Source organism: Streptomyces saintjeani, from assembly GCF_055409605.1.
In genome coordinates, this window is sequence record NZ_CP189624.1 from 2,961,652 (window position 1) to 2,979,495 (window position 17,844).

Below are 17,844 nucleotides of genomic sequence, written 5' to 3' on the forward strand. Positions count from 1 at the left end.
GGCGGTTCTCACGCGCTCTCTCCCTTCGCCTCCTGTGCGGCGGTCAGTCCGTCCATCGGGTTCTTCGACGCCAGCAGGTCCTCCAGCTCGCGCTTCATGCGGCGGGCCGCGTCGGCGGGCTTGCTGGAGCCGAGGCTGGAGGCGGCGATGACGGGGCCGACCTTGTTGGCCAGTACGCCGGTCGACCCCGCGAACCAGATGTGCGGCTCGGTCGCCGGGTGGTCCATCGCGGGCCGGGAGTACTCGTTCTGCGGGCTGAGCCTGACGTACTCCGGGTCCCTGAACGTCGGGAGATAGGCGGGGATATGGCCGCCGCCGGCCCACGCGGTGGCGTGTTTCACGAGGTACGCGGCGAGCCGGTGCGCGCCGTCGTTCGCGGCGCCGCCCCGGTCGGCCTGGTGGGGCAGGACGAAGGAGTGCGACTCGACGTGCGTCGCGGGCCTGCCGAAGACGGGCGGCAGCGGCTGCGCGCCGAACTCGACCTTGGCGCCCGCGTAGTACGGCACGGACCAGTTGCCCTCCCACGCGAACGGCGACCCGGCGATGAACGCCTCGCCGTCCGATGCGCCGACGGTGACGTACCCGTCGGTGACGTGCTTGCGGAGGAACTCCAGTACCTCGGTGGCCTTTTCGGTGTCGAAGGTGACGTGGGTGTGCGCGTCGTCGAAGTAACTCCCGCCGAGCTGCTGGTAGAAGGCGACGAAGAACCACCAGGAGAAATTCTGGTCGTTGGCGTGCAGCCCGAGTGTCTGTACGCCGGGCTTGAGCTGTTTCCTGGCCGCTTTGAGGACGTCGAACCAGGCGTCGACCGAAGTGGCCTCCGGCAGGCGGTCATTGGCGTCCAGGAGCCCGGCCTTGCGGCAGACGTCCTTGCGGTAGAAGTTGAGCTGCGCGTGGATGTCGAGCGGCAGGGCGTACAACTCGCCGCCGACGAGGCCGCGTTGCCACAGAACCGGGTTGAAGTCGGCTTCCTTCACCCCGTACTTGGCGAGGAGGTTCATGTCCCAGGGGTCGAGCAGCCGGCCCGGCGCGAAGCCGGGGACCCGGCCCTGGTGCATGATCCCGAGGTCCGGGGCGCGGTTGCCGGCGGCGGCCATGGCGAGCTTGGTGTAGTAGGGGCCGCCCCAGGAGAGGGTGGAGTCCTTGACGTCGACGTCGGGGTCGGCCTTGCGGAAGGCGTCGACCATCGCGACCATGTTGCCGCCGTCGCCGCCCTGGAAGAGGTTCCAGTAGCGCACCCGCGTCCGTGAGCCGGAGGCGAGCGCGTCGGCTCCGCTGCCGAGTGCGGCGAAGCCGAAGCTGCCCGCGACCACGAGGCCGCCGGCCGCTGCGAGAAGTTGCCTGCGATTCAGGTCAGGTCGTCCCATTGCCTGCCCTTGCTCTTCGAGTCCCGTTTATTGTCCGAAATATCGAATGATGCTCGTAACTTCGAACAGGGACCGTAGGTTCACTTCCGCCTCACGTCAATGGGTGCGACATGACTCGCGCGGAACGCGGACTCCGGGAGGAAACCTCGCCACATTCTTGATCGTCTTGCAGGTACCCCGGTAGCTGTAGTCCTCAGGTACCCCGCCCTCAGATAGGACCTCCACGATGCCCGACCTCCCCCCGGAAGCCGCGGCCCTGGCCCGCTTCCTCACGGCGGCCCCGGCCGACCGGCCCGCGCTGGCCCCGACCGTGGCCGAGGCGGTCGGTGCCGAGCGGCTGGAGGAGGTCGTCCAGCAGACCCTGGAGCGGATCGGCGGCTTCGAGGCCGTCGAGGACAGCCCCGACGGCCTGCTCCTGCGCGGCGGCAGTACGGACCGGGTCCGGGTCTGGGCGGCGACCACACCCGACGGCGAACTGACCGGCCTGCTCTTCGAGAACGTCCCCTACGCCCCGACACGCCCGGTACGCCGCCTGCCCGCGCCCCTGACCTGGGCGTTCACCCTGCTCCCGGTCGCCCTGTGGATCGTCCTGCCGCTCTGGGGCGCCGACGACCGCCTCACCTGGCTCGGCGACCTGTGCGTCCTCGCCGCGCTCCTCGTCCTCGCCGGCGGCTGGGGCGCGCCCGCCCAGCAGCCGCGCACCTCACGCCGGCTCGTCGTCACCGCCGCCGTCACCGCCGCCCTCGCCTCCGCCGTACGCCTGCCGGACCTGCCCACGGGTAGCCCCGGAGTACCCCTGGTCCTGGGGACGGGCCTCCTGCTCGGGGCCGTAGCCCTGGTGACGTACGCGCGCCGCTACCGCTGGGGTACGACTCTGTCGAGGCCGCTGCGCTTCCCGCTGGACGGCACCTGGTACGTCCTCCAGGGCGGCGGCGCGCTGATCAACCACCACGCGCGGATCCCCGAGCAGCGCGGCGCCGTCGACCTCGTCGGCCTCGGCCCGCTCGGCACCCGGACCGGACCGGGCCGCGACGCGCCCGCGTACGCCGCGTACGGGCGGGCCGTGCACGCCCCCTGCGACGGCCGGGTGGTCTCCGCGGCCGGCGCGATCGACGACCAGACGCCCGGCGAGATCCGCTACCAGCCCCTGTACGGCAACCACGTGTTCCTCGACACCGGGCACGAGATCGTCAAGCTCGCCCACCTGCGCCCCGGTTCGGTCACCGTGCGCCCCGGTGACATCGTCCGCACCGGCCAACTCCTGGGCGAGGTCGGCAACTCGGGCAACACCACCGAACCGCACCTCCACCTGCACGCCGAACGCGACGGCGTCGGCCTGGACCTGTCCTTCACCGACGTCCCCGGCCGGCTCTACCGGGGCCGGACGATCCGCCGGTGAAGGCGGCGGATCCGCTGGTGAGGGTCGCGGAGATCCGCTGGTGAGGGTCGTGGATCCGCCGGTGAGGGTGGCGCCGATTTCCACCGCTCCCTCATGACGCGGACACATCCACCCGCGTAGTCTCGAACCGGCTGCCGCAGGGCAGTCAGAAGGGGGCACCGATGGACATCGCGGGCGCGGCCCGGTTCACCTCCGCGCTGCGGCGGGCGAGGACCGGCTCGGCCATGCGCGGGCTCACCGCCGACCTGTTGGAGGGGCTCGGCCGGCGCGACCGACGCCCGTCCGGCGCACGGGAGTTGTGTCACGCGCTGTGCGAGGAGATGAGCGCGCGGCGGGGCGGGCGGCGGGTCGAGGTCCGGTTCGAGCGCTTCCCCGATGAGATCGATGTGACCGGACTGTGGGTGGAGTTCCAGGAGTTCGACCTGGTCATCGTCGAGGAGCGGGCCGAGGAGGTGCAGCAACTCGTCATCCTGGGGCACGAGTTGTGGCATCTGCACGCCCAGCACCGGCATCGGCACGCCGCCGTGGACGCGCTGTCCGGCTGGGAGGGCGTCCCGCTGACGGCCGCCGCCCGCGACGGCTCCCGCAAGGTCGACGAGGCCGAGGCCGACGACTTCGGCCACCGGCTCGCCGCCGCCGTACGCCCTTATCTGCGCCCGGAGAACGGCGAGTTGGTGACCGGAACAGCGCAACGGCTGCTGGGATACCCCGGGTTCGGGGGCCGGGGCCGATGAGGGTCGACCCGATCGCCGTCTCCTTCTGGGTACCGACCGCCATGCTGTGCGTGGCGCTCGCCATCAAGTTGCCGACGATCGTGCGGCTGTGGCGCGACCCTTTGCTGCGCGCGGTCGGCGGGCTGCTGCTGCTCGCCTGTGCGGTGTTCGTGTTCGTGGCACCGTCGACGATCCGCTGGACGAACCGGGTCACGGGCGTGCCCAACATCTCGGCGCCGTGGTGCTATTCGCTGCTCACCGCGTTCGCCGGTTCGTGTCTGCTGCTCATCATCGCCTGGCGCAACGGCCTTTCGGACCTGACGCCCTCGACGCGGCGCGCCATGTGGTGGGTGATCGGCGTCTACTCGGGGGTCATCGTCGCGCTGTGGACGCTGTTCCTCCTCGCGGACGTGCCCGTCGAGCGGGTCCGCGACCTGGACACCCACTACGCCAACACCCCTTTCATGCGGGAGGAGATCGTCCTCTACCTCCTCGCGCACTGCGTCGCCGTCCTCGTCACGAGCCGCCTCATCTGGAACTGGGTGCGCACCGAGGGCCTCGACGCGTGGCTGCGCTCGGGGCTGGTGTTCCTGGTCATCGGCTACGCCCTGAACCTGGTCTTCGACGCCCTCAAACTCACGGCGGTCGTGGCCCGTTGGACCGGCAACGACCTGGACCTGCTGAGTACGACGGTGGCGCCGCTCGCCGCGTGCCTGTCGGCGGTGCTGGTCGCCCTCGGCTTCATCCTCCCGCACACCGGTCAATACCTGCGCGAACGCTGGCTGTTGCACCGCACCCGCATCGAACTGCGCCCGCTGTACGTGCTGTTGAAGAGGGCGCAGGGGTCCGGCGTCCCGTTCACCTTGCGCGCGGGTGCCGAACTCCGCCTGATCCGGCGGGAGACGTTCATCCGCGACGTTCTGCTCACGCTGACCCGCCGCCTGGACGGGGCGGAGGCGAGCCGCGCCTACGAGGCGGCGGTGGCGCTGGGGCACCCCGCCGAGCGGGCCCGCGCGCTGGCCTCGGCCGTCGCGATCGAGGACGCGGTGACCCGCCCGGCCGACGGCGCATGGTCCGAGGCCGCCGACCATCCCGACCCGACAGCCCTGCTCCAGACCATCCTCGACGTCTCCCGCGCACTGCGCCGACCGGACGAGGTCGCCGCCGTGAGGGCCGCCGCCTGCCGGAAACGCGCTGCTCAGGAACCTGCCGCCGCTTTTCAAGAACCCACCGTCTCCCAGAAACCCGCCGTCTCCCAGAAATCCGCTGCCTCCCGGAAACCCGCTGCTTCCCGGAAACCCGCCGTCTCCGGGAAGCCCGCAGAAAGCAACCGCCCATGACCCGCACCGCCGTAGTCCTGGGCGGCTCCCTCGCCGGGCTGCTGGCCGCCCGCGCCCTCGCCGAGACCGCGACCGAAGTCACCGTCGTGGAAAGGGACTTGCTCCCCGACGAGGTCGCTCCCCGCAAGGGCCTCCCGCAGGCGCGCCACGCCCACCAGCTCTGGTCCGGCGGCGCCCGCGCCCTCACCGACCTCGTCCCCGGCATCGCCTCCCGCCTCGCCGAGGCGGGCGTACGACACCACCCGGTGACCGCCGACATGGTGGTCCTCTCCCCGCACGGCTGGTACCGCCGCTGGCCGGAGTCCCATCACATGCTGCTGGCGAGCCGGGATCTCCTGGACGCGACGGTCCGCGAGGCGGTCCTCGCCCACCCGCGTATCCAACTCCTCCAGGAGACGGAGGTGTCGGGTCTGACGGGAACGCGGCAGGCGGTCACCGGAGTGCGGGTCCGCCACCGGGACGGCACCGAACGGACCCTGGAAGCGGCCCTGTTCGTGGACGCGACCGGCCGGGCCTCCCGAACTCCCCACTGGTTCAAGGAACTCGGGCTTCCCGACCCGCCGCGCCGCGAGGTCGACTCCGGCGTCGCGTACGCCACCCGCCTCTTCCGCGCGCCCGAGGCCGCGCGCGGGTCGTTCCCCGTGGTCAACGTCCAGCCAGACCCGCGCACCGGCGAGCCCGGCCGGGGCGGGGTGCTGCTCCCCATCGAGAACGGCACCTGGCTCGTCACCCTGTTCGGCAGCCGGGGAGCCGAACCCACCGCCGACACCGAGGAGTTCAGCGCCTACGCCGGTACGCTGCGGCACCCGGTCATGGCCGACCTGATCGCGCGAGCGACCCCGCTGACCGACGTCTCCTTCACCCGGACCACCGCCAACCGGCGTTTCTTCTACGAACGTTCGCGGGTCTGGCCGGACAACTACACGGTGCTGGGGGACGCGTTGTGCGCCCTCAACCCGATCTACGGTCACGGCATGTCGGTGGCCGCCCAACAGGCGCTGATCCTGCGCGATGTAACGCTCCGTCACGGTCTGGGCGCACCGGGGCTGTCCCGTCGGATCCAGAGGGCGGTGTCCCGCCCGGCATCGGCGGCCTGGGACCTGGCCCTCGGCATGGACGTCTTCTACCCCGGGGCCACGGAGACGGGTCCCACCCTCAGGGACCGCGTCCTCGCGGCGTACGTGGGCCGGCTGCTCCACACGGCGACGGGCAACGGACGGATCGCTCGGGCCGTCACCGACGTGACCGCGCTGGAGCGAGGGGGCCACGTACTGCTGGCCCCCTCGGTACTACTGGCCGCCGCGATCGGCCCGCTCCAACCCCCGCTGACGGACGCGCCGTTGACGGCGGAGGAGAGGAAGCGGGCGGGGTTGGAGTAGTGGGAGGCCGACTGGGATGTGGGAGCGGCGGGGCGGGGCCCGAAAGCCGGCCCCGCCCCGCCACCGCTCAGGTCGGCTTCCCTCACCCCGCGAACGCGGGAAGCGCCAGCCCCTTCCCCGCCCCGGGCACCACCAGCAACGACCCCGCGACCGGGTGCGGATCCGTGAGTCCGATCCGCGCGGTCGTGATGTACAGGTCGCTCAGGTCGGCCCCACCGAACGCACAGGCCGTAACGCGCGGCGTGGGCAAGGAGATCACCCGGTCCAGCGTCCCCTCGGGGGTGTAGCGCCGTACCGCACCGCCGTCCCACAGCGCGACCCACACGCAGCCGTCCGCGTCGACCGTGAGGCCGTCCGGGGATCCGGCGCCGTCCTCGATCGTCACGAACTCCCGCCGCCCGCTCACTCGTTCGCCGTCGTAGTCGAAGACGTCGACGCGGCGGGTGGGCGAGTCGACGTAGTACATGAGCGTCCCGTCGGGGCTCCAGCCGGTGCCGTTGCTGACGGCGACGTCGTCAAGGACCGTCTCCAGCAGGCCCGTTGGGCCGAAGCGGGCCAGCGTGCCACCGCCCGGTTCCTCGTTGTAGCGCATCGTGCCGGCCCACAGCGTCCCGTCGGGGGCGACGGCCGCGTCGTTGGCGCGACGGCCGGGGACGACCTCGCGGTGCAGCCAGCGGAAGGTGTCGTCGGGGTCCAACAGGCCCACGCCGTCACGGAGGTTGAGGACGAGCCCGCCGCCGGCCCGGGGCTTGGCGGCGCCGACGTGCTGGTCGGTCGTGCGCAGGGTCCGCCGCCCGCTCGACGGGTCGTACGAGTAGACCCGCGACCCGAGGATGTCGAGCCACAGCAACGTGCCCGCGTTCGCGTCCCACGTGGGCCCTTCGCCGAGGGTCGCCTCGGCCCGTACCGCTACTTCGTACCCCATCACGCCACGCTCCGGTATCCGAGCCGCTCCGACAGGTCGACGGCACCCTTGGCCGCCAACTGCTCCAGTTCCACCCGCCGTTCGTCGCTCCACCGGATCATCGGGACGGAGATGGAGAGCGCGGCGACGACCTGCCCGGTACGGTCCCGGACCGGCGCGGCGACACAGCTCACGTCGGGGTTGGACTCCCTGCTCTCCACCGCGAGACCCCGCTCACGGATGACCGCGAGCGCCTCCCTCAACGCCCCTGGTTCGGTGATGCTGTTGGGCGTCATTCGCACCAACTCGGCGTCCACCGGCAGCCGTACGTTCAGCTCGTGCTCGGAGAGCGAGGCGAGCAGCATCTTCCCCACGGACGTGCAGTGCGCGGGAAGGCGCCGTCCGGCGGCGGAGACCATCCGTACCGCGTGCGTCGAGTCGACCTTGGCGATGTAGATGACGTCCGTGCCTTCGAGGATCGCGACGTGCACGGTCTCGTCGCAGGTCTCGGCGACGGACCGGGCGACGTTCTGCCCCTCCGCCGCGAGGTCGAGCTGCTCCGCGTACCGGCTGCCGAGCTGGTACGGCCGCACACCGAGCCGGTACCGTCCGGGCTGGCCGGGCACCGGCACGATGTACGACCGGGCGGCGAGGGTGGTGACGAGTTCGTGCACGGTGGTGCGCGGAAGCTGGAGCCGGCGCACGATGTCAGGGGCGGAGAGCGTGCCGTCCCCGTCGAGGAAAAGCTCCAGAATGTCCAGAGCCCGGGTTACGGCAGGTACCAGACGTCCCACGGCCGGCCCCCTCCCTATAAGTGTGTTCGATATTTCAACAGGCGATCGGGATGACGAACACAGGCTAATCAGAAGCCACCGACCGGGCAATGGTCGTGAAAAGACCCGATCCACATCGGTGCCGATGAGACCCGTACCTCAGAGGTACGCCATCGGCGACGATGGAAGCATGCCGTCCACCCCGCGCCCCTTCACTCCGCTCGACTTCCAGCTCGTCCTGCTGCGCCGTATGGCCGACCACAACCCCGGCCTCGTGGAGGAGGCGCGCCACCAACTCGGCGCTTCCGCAGGGGAGCTGCGCGAGGCGAACAAACGCTGGCAGGCGATGCGGCACGCACCGCGAGGGCGCGCGGCGGCGAATCGTTACCGTACGTTTCTGGGCGCCCCGGAGACCACGACCACCCGCCGCATCGGCGACCTGACCTGCGAGTCCCGGCTCTGGCCGGTCCCCCTGTGGCCCACCCTGCGCTTCGAGGTCCTGCTCTCCCCCACGGGCGCGATCTGGAACGAATGGCTGATCCGCTCCCCCGGTACCCCTCCCCCTACCCTGGAGGGACTCGCCGACCTCACCCCCTGGTCCTGCACGGTCAACGAGGCGGCCACCGCCTTCGCCCCCGCCCGCCCGCTGGAGGGCACCGCCCCCACCCGCTGGGGCCTGTCCTTCACAGCCCCCGACGAGCAGGGGGTACCCCGCCAGGTGGTGGCGGAGTTCACCTGGGGCCTCCTGCAACGGGTCGCAGTCAGGGGCTGAACCGGAGCGCGCTCACACCCGCTCCAGCACCGCCGCCACGACCCGGTCCACCGACCCGGTGTGCAGCGACAGGAACAGGTTCGGCTCGACCAGCTCCAGCTCCATCACGCAGGGCCGCCCGTCGTCCCCGGCGACGAGGTCGACCCGCGCGTACAGCAGTTCCTCACCTCCGGGCACGGCGGCCAACGCCCGCTCGGCGGTGGCGAGTTCGGCCTCGGTCGGCTCCCACACGGTCAGCCCCGGATGCGCGACCTTGTCCGCGTCGTACGCCGTCCCCGGAGCGAGCACCGCCCCCTTGCGGCTGGCGTGCAGCAGCCGCCCCCCGAAGAACTGGAGCGCCCGCTCCCCGTTGGCGTCGATGCTCCGCACATACGGCTGGATCATCGCCGTGAACCCCTCGGCGTGCATCCGCTCGATGTGGCGTACGGCGGTGTCGTGGCCGTCGGGGGTGTAGCGCGCGGCGAAGCGTGCGCCACCGGCGGAGGTGGGTTTGACGACGTACTCGTACTCGCGGGGTAGCTCCAAAGTCTCACCCGGCGCCACATACCTGGTGGGGACGGTGGCGACGCCAGCCGCCGCGAGCTCCCCCAGGTACCGCTTGTCGGCGTTCCACCGCACGATCTCCGCCGGGTTGGCGAGCTGCGTGAGGCTCGCGCACTTGCCCGTCCAGGCCAGGAACTCCGCCGCCCGCCAGGAGTAGTCCCAGGTCGACCGTATGACGGCGAGGTCGAAGGACGCCCAGTCCACCTCGGGGTCGTCCCAGACCACCGCCTCCGCCCCGGCCCCGGCCGACCGCAGCGCCGCGACCAGCCCCGGCAGATCGGGATCGGCGACGACCTCGGGTCCGGGACGGCAGGTGACGAGCGCGATACGAGACACGGGGACCCCTACTTTCGTACGACGGTATGAGCCACAAACGCTTTCGAACTGTAGATCCGGGCCCACCCCCACGGCCAACGGGAACCCCGTAGCCCTCAGGTACGACGTACCCCACCCGGCACTTGGCCTTCCCCCTCGGTATCACCCACGACCACAGCGTCGTCCAGTCCCTCCTGGACGAGGGACGCCTCACCGAGGAGGAGGCCCTCTCCCACCCGGACCGCATGCTCCTGTTGAAGTCCCTCGACGGAAGGGGAAGCACCACAGGTACTCCCGGCCTACACCTCCACGAGGCCCGCCCCGGCGACCGCTACCTGCTCTGCTCCGACGGTCTTACCCGGGTAGTACCCGAGGACCAGATCCGCGCCGTCCTCACAACGACCACGACCCCGGACGCCGCCACCCGCGCCCTGATCGACGCGGCCAACGCGGCAGGCGGCGAGGACAACGTGAGCTGCGTGGTCGCGGACCTGACGGAGGCGGCGGAGGCGGCTGAACCCGCGGCCTAGGCGTCCTCGGCCTCGGCCTCTGCCTCCGCCGGTTCCCAGTCCAGGAGCCGCACCTTCGCCACCGTCCGGACATGCGTACGCATCGCGGTCGCCGCCTTGCGCGCGTTGCGCTCGGCGATCGCGTCGAAGATGGCCTGATGCTGGGCCCACGACCGGCTCGGCCGGCCGGGCTGGCGCAGCGACTCCGTACGGCTCTCGGCGATCTGCTCGGCGATGGACCGCATGAACTCCGCGAGCAGCGCACTGTGCGCCGCCGCGGTCACGGCGGAGTGGAAGAGCCGGTCGCCCTCGATGCCGGGGGCGCCGGCCTCGATCTCCTCGGCCATGTGCGCGAGGGCGGCCCGCATGGCGTCGAGGTCCTCCTCGGTGCGCCGCTCGGCGGCGAGTTCGGCGAGTTTCGTCTCCAGCGCCTCACGCGCCTCCAGCACGTCCGGCAGCCGCCTGCGCCGCTCGACCATCCGGTCGACGGGTTCGACGTCGAGGCTGTCGCGCACGAGGTACGTCCCACCGCCGTGCCGCGCCTCGACCAGGCCCTGCACCTCCAGGACCACGATCGCCTGCTTGACGGAGGCCCGGCTGACCCCGAGCCGCTGGGCGAGATCCCGCTCCGGCGGGAGCCGGTCCCCGGCGGCGAGTCCGCCGTCGACCACGTACTGCCGCAACCGGTCGAGCACCTGCTCGTACAGGCGCTGCTTCATCATCGGCCGCAGGGCGTCGTTCACGGGATCCCCCTCTTTCGGGCGGGAGCCTAGCATCGGGAGGCTGGGCCGAAGTGGCTCGGTGGACGGGTGGCTGAGTGGCTGAGTGGTCAAGTGGCTGAGCCAATTCTCGCGCACCCTCTTGACGGCCGTCGAGCCGCGCAATCTAATCAGCCGACACAAGAAAGTGGCTCAGCCACTCGACCACTCACAAAAGTGGCTCAGCCACTCAGCCAATGAACCACTCGGCCACTTGCCCACCGAGTGGCTCGGCCACTCGACCACTCAGCCACTTGGCCACCCCACCCCCCACTCCCACCCCACCCCTGTCGCTCCGGGACCCAACGACGGGAGCCCGTATGTCCCCCGAACTCATCTCGATCCTCGTCCTGGTGGTCGTGTTCGTCATCGCCACCACCCGTTCCGTCAACATGGGCGCGCTCGCGTTCGCCGCGGCCTTCGGCGTCGGTGAACTCGTCGCCGACCTCGACGCGGACGGCATCTTCGCCGGCTTCCCCGGTGACCTGTTCGTCGTCCTGGTCGGCGTGACGTACCTCTTCGCGATCGCCCGCGCCAACGGCACCACCGACTGGCTGGTGCACGCGGCGATCCGGCTCGTGCGCGGGCGCGTCGCGCTCATCCCGTGGGTGATGTTCGCGCTGACCGGCGCGCTCACCGGCATCGGCGCGGTGAGCCCGGCGGCGGTCGCGATCGTCGCGCCGGTCGCGCTCAGCTTCGCCGCGCAGTACGGGATCAGCCCGCTGCTGATGGGCGCGATGGTCGTGCACGGCGCGCAGGGCGGCGGCTTCTCGCCGATCAGCATCTACGGCACGATCGTCAACGGCATCGTCGAACGCGAGAAGCTGCCCGGGAACGAGATCGCGCTATTCCTCACGTCACTGTTCGCGAACCTCGTCATCGCCGGGGTGGTGTTCCTGGCGTGCGGCGGGCGGAAGCTGTGGCGGCAGGGGGTGGTGCCGGTCGTGGGTACGGGGGGTGTGGAGTCCTCAGGTACTACGGGAGCTACGGGTATGACGGGGCCGTCCGGCGGCGGGGCCGGCCCGTCCGAGGGGGCGTCAACCGGCGGGTCCCCCGGAGGTATTACGGGTACTACGGGTGCGAATGCCCCCATCCAGACCATTCCCCGTGAGGCGGTGGCGGACACGTCGGACGGGGTCCGGCTGAACCCGGCCCGGATCGCGACCCTCGTCTCGCTGGTCGCGCTGGTGCTCGCCGTGCTGGTGCTCGACCTGGACGCGGGGCTCACCGCGATCACGCTGGCCGTGGTGCTGAGCACGGCGTGGCCGGCGGACAGCCGCAAGGCGGTCGGGGAGATCGCGTGGTCGACGGTGCTGCTGATCTGCGGGGTGCTGACGTACGTCGGCGTGCTGGACCAGATGGGCACGATCACCTGGGCCGGTGAGGGCGTCGGCAGCATCGGGGTGCCGCTGCTCGCGGCGGTGCTGCTGTGCTACATCGGCGCGCTGGTCTCGGCGTTCGCCTCGTCCGTCGGCATCATGGGCGCGCTGATCCCGCTCGCCGTGCCGTTCCTCGCGCAGGGCGAGATCGGGGCGGTCGGGATGGTGTGCGCGCTGGCGGTGTCGGCGACGGTGGTGGACGTGAGCCCGTTCTCGACCAACGGCGCGCTGGTGCTGGCCGCGGCGCCGGACGTCGACCGTGAGCGTTTCTTCCGGCAGTTGATGATCTACGGGGGGATCGTGGTCGCGGTGGTACCCGCGGTGGCATGGCTGGTGATGGTCGTGCCGGGCTTCGGGTGAGCCGCGTGGTACCCGTCATACCCGTAGTACCCCTAGTACTTCCGGGCTACGGGTATGACCTCCACCGAAGACCGAACGCCTGACACCGACCGACACCAAACGCCCGGACGCCCGACGCCCGACGCCCGACGCCGAACAGCAAGGAGTACGACGCGTGTCCCCTCTCTTCCCCGCCCTGACCGACGGCCCGTCCGACCGGCCGGCCCTATCCTTCGGCCCACGCTCCCTGACGTACGCGCAGCTCGCGGCGGCGGCCGGGGCCGTCGCCGAGCGGCTGGCAGGGGGGCGCCGGGTCGCGGTGTGGGCGACGCCGGAGCTGGAGACCGCCGTCGCGGTCGTGGGGGTGCTGCTGTCGGGCGGCACCGCCGTGCCGCTGAACCCGAAGTCGGGTGACAAGGAGCTGCGGCACATCCTGTCCGACAGCGCCCCCACCCTGGTCCTGACCGCGCCGGGCACCGAACTCCCCGAGGCGCTACGGCAGTTCGAGCGGATCGAGGTCGACGTCCGGGCCACCGGCACACTCCCCGAGGACAGCTTCAGCCCCGACTCCCCCGCCTTCGTGGTCTACACGTCCGGTACGACGGGCCCGCCCAAGGGCGCGGTCCTGCCCCTCCGGGCGATCACCCACACCCTCGACGCGCTCGCCGACGCCTGGCAGTGGACCGGCGACGACGTCCTGGTGCACGGCCTGCCCCTGTTCCACGTGCACGGCCTGGTCCTCGGCACCCTCGGCCCCCTGCGGCGCGGCGGCAGCGTCCGCCACCTGGGCCGCTTCTCCACCGAGGGCGTGGCGAAGGAGCTGAACGACGGCGCGACGATGCTGTTCGGCGTCCCGACGATGTACCACCGCATCGCCGAATCCATCCCGGCCGAACCGGAGTTGGTGAAGGCACTCGCCAACGCCCGCCTGCTGGTGAGCGGTTCGGCGGCGCTCCCCGTGCACGACCACGAGCGGATCGCGCGGGCCACGGGCCGCCGGGTCGTCGAGCGGTACGGCATGACGGAGACCCTGATGAACACGAGCGTCCGCGCGGACGGCGAGGCCCGTGCCGGAACCGTCGGACTCCCGCTGCCAGGCGTTGAGTTGAGGCTGGTCGAGGAGGACGGCACGGCGATCGACGGGTACGACGCGGAGCGCGTCGGCGAGATCCAGGTGCGCGGCGCCAACCTGTTCACCGAGTACCTGAACCGCCCCGACGCGACCGCCGCCGCGTTCACCCCGGACGGCTGGTTCCGCACCGGCGACATGGCGGTGCGCGACCCCGACGGCTATGTCCGGATCGTCGGCCGCAAGGCCACCGACCTGATCAAGAGCGGGGGTTACAAGATCGGGGCGGGCGAGATCGAGAACGCGCTCCTCGAACATCCGGGGGTACGGGAGGCCGCGGTGACCGGGGAGCCGGACGCGGACCTCGGCGAGCGGATCGTGGCGTGGATCGTGCCGAGCGACTCCGAACACCGGCCGTCGGCGAACGAGTTGGCGGATCACGTCGCTTCCCGGCTGGCTCCGCACAAGCGCCCCCGGGTCGTCCACTACCTCGACGCCCTGCCCCGCAACGACATGGGGAAGATCATGAAGCGGGCGCTGGCCTCGTGACCCGCTTCTCCGCCCGCGAGGTCATCGCGCTCGTCACCGACACGTTCACCGAACTCCCGTACCCCGACAAGGAGTCGGCGCCCGACGGCCCACTCGGCTGGGAGGGCTACGACGCCTCGCTCGCCCGCGCCGCCGGGCGTACGGGCGAGAGCGAGTCCGTGGTCTGCGGCACCGCGGACGTCGAGGGCACCCAAGTCGTCCTGATCGCGTTCGAGTTCGGCTTCCTCGGCGGCTCCCTCGGTGAACGCACCGGCGACCGGCTGGAGTCGGCGTACCGGCACGCCCGCGCGCGCCGGCTCCCGGTCGTCCCCCTCGTCGCCACGGGCGGCAGCCGGATGCAGGAGGGCATGCTCGCGCTCACCCAACTCCAGCGCGTGGCCCGCGAGTCGGCGCTCACCCGGGCGGCGGGCCTCCCGCAGATCGCGGTCCTGCGCGACCCGACGACCGGCGGCGGCTGGGCGACCCTCGGCGCGGGCGCGGACGTGATCCTCGCCCTGCCGGGCGCCCAAGTGGGCTTCGCGGGCTCGCGAGTTCGCCCGCCGGACGCGGACCCGGCCGCGTACACGGCGGAGGCCCAGGTGGCGGCGGGCTCGGCCGACGCGGTCGTACGTCCGGAGGAGTTGCGGGGGACGCTGGGGCTGTGGCTACGGCTGCTGAGCGGCACCCGGCAAGCCGAGCCGCCACCACCGGACACGCCGGCCGACTCTCTGTCGCCACCGGATGCCCCGCCCAACTCCCTGCCATCGCCGGGCACACCGCTCAACTCCCTGTCTTCACCGACCACTTCGACACCATCAAAACCCCGCCGCCCCCCGAACACGCCCACCCCCGCCCCGGTCCCCACCCCCCTCGGCGCCACAGACCTCCCCCTCTCCGGCTGGGACGCCGTCCAGCGCGCCCGTTCCCCCCAACACCCCCGCGCCCACGCCTACTTGGACACCTACTTCACCCACCGGGCCGAGATCAGCGGCGACCGCTGCGGCGGCACCGACCCCGAGGGCATCGTCTGCGGGTTCGGGCTGCGGCCGGACGGGCAAGTCGTCGCCTTCGCCGCCCAGACCGGCGCGGCGACGCGGCCCGCCGGGTACCGGACCGCCGTACGGCTGATCAGGCTCGCGGACCGGCTCGGCATCCCGGTGCTGACGCTGGTGGACACGCCGGGCGCGGCGAACGACGCGGAGGCCGAGTGGCAGGGGGCGGGCGCGGCGATCGCCGGACTGTTCACGGCCGTCGCCGAGGTGAGCACGCCGATCACGACGCTCGTCATCGGCGAGGGCGGTTCCGGCGGGGCGCTCGCGCTGGCCGCGCCCGGCCGGACATGGGCGACGCCGGACAGCTACTTCTCCGTCATCGCACCGGAGTTGGCCGCCGCGATCCTGAAACGTCCGCCGGAGGAGGTCGAGGCGACGGCCGGTCAACTCCGGATCAGACCGCAGGACTTGGCCGCGCTGGGCGTGATCCGAACAGATGACCGCCGGCCATGAGAAACCCACCCCGTTCACAAGAGGAACACGCAGGACCGCGCGACAACCTCAAGTACCGTACGTAACAATGGGGGTGCACTGAGGCACGTACTACGGGGGCGTCATGGAAGGGCTCGTGGAGTTCAAGACGGAGGACGGCGCGGTCGTCGCCGTCGAGGCCGTCGAGGAGCGGGCCGGTTCGCGGCTGGCGTCGCGGGACGGCAGCGTGCAGGCGGCGAGGACGTTCGAGGCCGCGCTGGACGGCGTACGGACGGCCGCGCAGTCGGCGCTGCGGGTGTTCCGGGACGGCGCGCTGAAACCGGACGGCGTGGAGATCGAGTTCGGTGTCAAGCTCTCCGCCGAGGCGGGCGCGATCATCGCCAAGGGGACCAGCGAGGGCCATCTGGTGGTGAAGCTGACGTGGGGGGCGTCACCCTCGGACTCCCCCGCTACCCCCGCAGAGTGAGAGCCGCCGATGAAGAGCGCCGCGTGGCACGCCCGGGTCGAGGCGTCCGGCAGGGTCCTGGGCGCCGGTTTCCTGGTCACCCCGGACACGGTCGTGACCTGCGCGCATGTCCTGGACGGCCGGACGGACGGGCTCACGGTGTCGTTCACCGAGCGCCCCGGCACCGACCCCCTACCCGTACGACTTCTGGCACACGGCGGCTGGAGCGCGCGGGCGGGTCACGATCGCGGGGACGTCGCCGTACTACGACTTGAGAGGGACGCCGGTATCACTCCCGCGGTACTGGCTCCACCGGAGGCGGTGCACGGGAGGGCTGCGGACGGGGGCCCGAGGAAACTCGTCGTCTACGGCTTCCCCGCCGGTTTCGACGAGGGGACGATCGCCGAGTACCGGGCCACCTCACGGCAGTTGATCAGCGACGAGTGGAACCAGCTGGAGTCCTGGCAGCAGGGCGGGCAGTCGCTCGCGCCGGGGTTCAGCGGAGCGGCCGTCGCGCTGGAGGACACGGGCGAGGTCGTCGGCATGGTGACGGCCGCCGCCGGGGCGCGCGGGGTGTCCAACGGGCGGATGATGCCGACCGAGGTGATGAAGCGGTACTGGCGCGACCTCGACGGGCTGATCCCGGTCGCCGGTCACCGCCCCGCCGACCGGGCCCGGCTGTACCGGCTCGTGGAGCGGGCCGAGTCGGCGGGCCTGGGCGGCAACTGGACGCAGCTCTACAACGCCGTACGCGACCCGCTCGACCCGAGGCCACCGGAGGACGGCTTCTCCTCCCTGCGGTCGGCGGCCCTGTTCGTGCTGTCGGAGCTGGAGGGCGAGGAGGCGGTGGGGACGGTGGTGCGGTTCGCGGAGCGACTGGAAGCACTGCTGGCCGCGTACGGCACACAACTCACCTCACCTGACACCCCGTTCACCCCGCCGGACACACAACCCACCCATCCCGGCACCTCGTTCACCCCGCCCGGCGCACCCCCCGAATGGGCCCCCATCCTCGTAGACCTCCACCACAGCGGTGCCGGCGACGACCGCGTCCGCGTCGATGTGTCGGCCTACAGCGGTGGCCGCCGGCACCCGATCGGCTCGGACACCGTGCCGAAGGACGGGCTCGCGGAGTACGTGCAGCGCCAGATCGAGGCGGCGTTCGGGTTCCTGACACCGGGCGCGGACGAGCTGATCGCGTTCGCGCTGCCCCGCAACTGGCTCGATCTGCCGGTGGACCGGTGGCCCAGCGGCCCCGACGACGAGACGCCGCTGGGCTGTTCGTTCCCGCTGGTCGTCACGGACCACGCGCGCCGCAGGAACAGCACCCGCCACGTCCTGACCCGGGCGTGGAAGCGGCTGGACTCCGTACCGGGCGCGCGAGTTCACCGCGTCGAGTGCGGAAACACCGAGGAGCCGGGGAAGCTGCGCATGCGGCTACGGAGACCGGACGCCTGCCTCGCGGGCTTCTCCACCGCCCCGGCCGCGCAGCGCACCCGCGCGCACTTCGACGTCACGCTCGTCGCCCCCGCGCCGATCGTCGTGTGGTCCCGCGAGGGCTGCGACAGCGGCCCGCAGGAGGAGTGCGCGGGCGGTGCCGGCTGCGCGGGCAAGACGTTCCTGGACCAGCTGGACTCGCGCGTGTCCGGGGTCCCGCCCGCCGAACTCCCGCGCCACATCATGGAATTGCGCGAGGAGGCGGCGGCCGAGGAGGAACACTGGGCGCGGGGCATCCAGCTCCTGTGGGACGACCCGAGACTGTTCCCCGACCTGCCCGCGGCCCACAGCCACTCGCCGGTGGCCTGACCGACACGACCCACGAGAAGAG

15 protein-coding genes and 1 pseudogene are annotated in these 17,844 nt (G+C 71.8%); 11 read left to right on the forward strand and 5 right to left on the reverse strand.

All coding sequences use genetic code 11. From position 1 onward, the window contains the following. Positions 1 to 8: 8 nt before the first annotated feature. Positions 9 to 1,367 carry an extracellular solute-binding protein gene (locus ACQCO7_RS13225; RefSeq protein WP_464072013.1) on the reverse strand — a complete coding sequence of 453 codons (1,359 nt, stop codon included), beginning with the start codon at positions 1,365 to 1,367 and terminating at the stop codon, positions 9 to 11. A gap of 226 nt (positions 1,368 to 1,593) precedes the next feature. Here ACQCO7_RS13225 and ACQCO7_RS13230 point away from each other — a divergent pair, with 226 nt between their 5' ends. The 4 genes from ACQCO7_RS13230 (at position 1,594) to ACQCO7_RS13245 (ending at position 6,198) form a co-directional block, all read left to right on the forward strand. Beyond that, complete coding sequence (locus tag ACQCO7_RS13230; protein ID WP_464072014.1) at positions 1,594 to 2,766, forward strand: M23 family metallopeptidase; 1,173 nt, start codon at positions 1,594 to 1,596, stop codon at positions 2,764 to 2,766. A gap of 161 nt (positions 2,767 to 2,927) precedes the next feature. Beyond that, entirely contained in the window at positions 2,928 to 3,500 is a 573-nt protein-coding gene (locus tag ACQCO7_RS13235) for a toxin-antitoxin system, toxin component family protein (protein WP_464072015.1), read from the forward strand. Further along, the gene (locus ACQCO7_RS13240) at positions 3,497 to 4,819 is read left to right on the forward strand and encodes a DUF6545 domain-containing protein (protein WP_464072016.1); all 1,323 of its coding nucleotides are present in this window, start codon (positions 3,497 to 3,499) and stop codon (positions 4,817 to 4,819) included. The genes ACQCO7_RS13235 and ACQCO7_RS13240 overlap by 4 nt, the downstream gene beginning before the upstream one ends. Next, positions 4,816 to 6,198 carry an FAD-dependent oxidoreductase gene (locus ACQCO7_RS13245; RefSeq protein ID WP_464072017.1) on the forward strand — a complete coding sequence of 461 codons (1,383 nt, stop codon included), beginning with the start codon at positions 4,816 to 4,818 and terminating at the stop codon, positions 6,196 to 6,198. Before ACQCO7_RS13240 ends, ACQCO7_RS13245 begins: the two co-directional genes overlap by 4 nt. An 82-nt stretch (positions 6,199 to 6,280) precedes the next feature. Here the strand turns inward: ACQCO7_RS13245 and ACQCO7_RS13250 are convergent, their stop codons facing one another. After that, complete coding sequence (locus ACQCO7_RS13250) at positions 6,281 to 7,123, reverse strand: SMP-30/gluconolactonase/LRE family protein (RefSeq protein WP_464072018.1); 843 nt, start codon at positions 7,121 to 7,123, stop codon at positions 6,281 to 6,283. Next, on the reverse strand, positions 7,123 to 7,896 hold the full coding sequence (locus ACQCO7_RS13255; protein ID WP_464072019.1) for an IclR family transcriptional regulator: 774 nt from the start codon (positions 7,894 to 7,896) through the stop codon (positions 7,123 to 7,125). The genes ACQCO7_RS13250 and ACQCO7_RS13255 overlap by 1 nt, the downstream gene beginning before the upstream one ends. A gap of 169 nt (positions 7,897 to 8,065) precedes the next feature. Here ACQCO7_RS13255 and ACQCO7_RS13260 point away from each other — a divergent pair, with 169 nt between their 5' ends. Further along, on the forward strand, positions 8,066 to 8,647 hold the full coding sequence (locus ACQCO7_RS13260) for a hypothetical protein (protein WP_464072020.1): 582 nt from the start codon (positions 8,066 to 8,068) through the stop codon (positions 8,645 to 8,647). A 12-nt stretch (positions 8,648 to 8,659) separates the two neighbouring features. Here ACQCO7_RS13260 and ACQCO7_RS13265 read toward each other — a convergent pair whose 3' ends face one another. Further along, positions 8,660 to 9,526 carry an ATP-grasp domain-containing protein gene (locus ACQCO7_RS13265; protein ID WP_464072021.1) on the reverse strand — a complete coding sequence of 289 codons (867 nt, stop codon included), beginning with the start codon at positions 9,524 to 9,526 and terminating at the stop codon, positions 8,660 to 8,662. Positions 9,527 to 9,666: 140 nt separating this feature from the next. On the opposite strand from ACQCO7_RS13265, the pseudogene ACQCO7_RS13270 reads away from it, so the two are divergent. Beyond that, positions 9,667 to 10,035, forward strand: a pseudogene (locus ACQCO7_RS13270) (PP2C family protein-serine/threonine phosphatase); the annotation flags it as partial. Here the strand turns inward: ACQCO7_RS13270 and ACQCO7_RS13275 are convergent. Further along, positions 10,032 to 10,757, reverse strand: a complete 726-nt coding sequence (locus tag ACQCO7_RS13275; protein ID WP_464072022.1) for a FadR/GntR family transcriptional regulator — start codon at positions 10,755 to 10,757, stop codon at positions 10,032 to 10,034. The pseudogene ACQCO7_RS13270 and the gene ACQCO7_RS13275 sit on opposite strands and share 4 nt — an antisense overlap. Before the next feature lie 335 nt (positions 10,758 to 11,092). Between ACQCO7_RS13275 and ACQCO7_RS13280 the strand changes: the two genes are divergently transcribed. The 5 genes from ACQCO7_RS13280 to ACQCO7_RS13300 all read left to right on the forward strand — a co-directional run bounded on the left by ACQCO7_RS13280 (position 11,093) and on the right by ACQCO7_RS13300 (position 17,822). Beyond that, on the forward strand, positions 11,093 to 12,511 hold the full coding sequence (locus ACQCO7_RS13280; protein WP_464072023.1) for an SLC13 family permease: 1,419 nt from the start codon (positions 11,093 to 11,095) through the stop codon (positions 12,509 to 12,511). Positions 12,512 to 12,665: 154 nt separating this feature from the next. Then, entirely contained in the window at positions 12,666 to 14,108 is a 1,443-nt protein-coding gene (locus ACQCO7_RS13285) for an acyl-CoA synthetase (protein WP_464072024.1), read from the forward strand. After that, positions 14,105 to 15,592, forward strand: a complete 1,488-nt coding sequence (locus ACQCO7_RS13290) for a carboxyl transferase domain-containing protein (RefSeq protein ID WP_464072025.1) — start codon at positions 14,105 to 14,107, stop codon at positions 15,590 to 15,592. The genes ACQCO7_RS13285 and ACQCO7_RS13290 overlap by 4 nt, the downstream gene beginning before the upstream one ends. 103 nt (positions 15,593 to 15,695) lie before the next feature. Beyond that, a complete protein-coding gene (locus ACQCO7_RS13295) occupies positions 15,696 to 16,037 on the forward strand; it encodes a CU044_2847 family protein (protein WP_464072026.1) in 342 nt (113 codons plus the stop codon). A 9-nt stretch (positions 16,038 to 16,046) separates the two neighbouring features. Then, complete coding sequence (locus ACQCO7_RS13300; RefSeq protein WP_464072027.1) at positions 16,047 to 17,822, forward strand: VMAP-C domain-containing protein; 1,776 nt, start codon at positions 16,047 to 16,049, stop codon at positions 17,820 to 17,822. Positions 17,823 to 17,844: the final 22 nt, after the last annotated feature.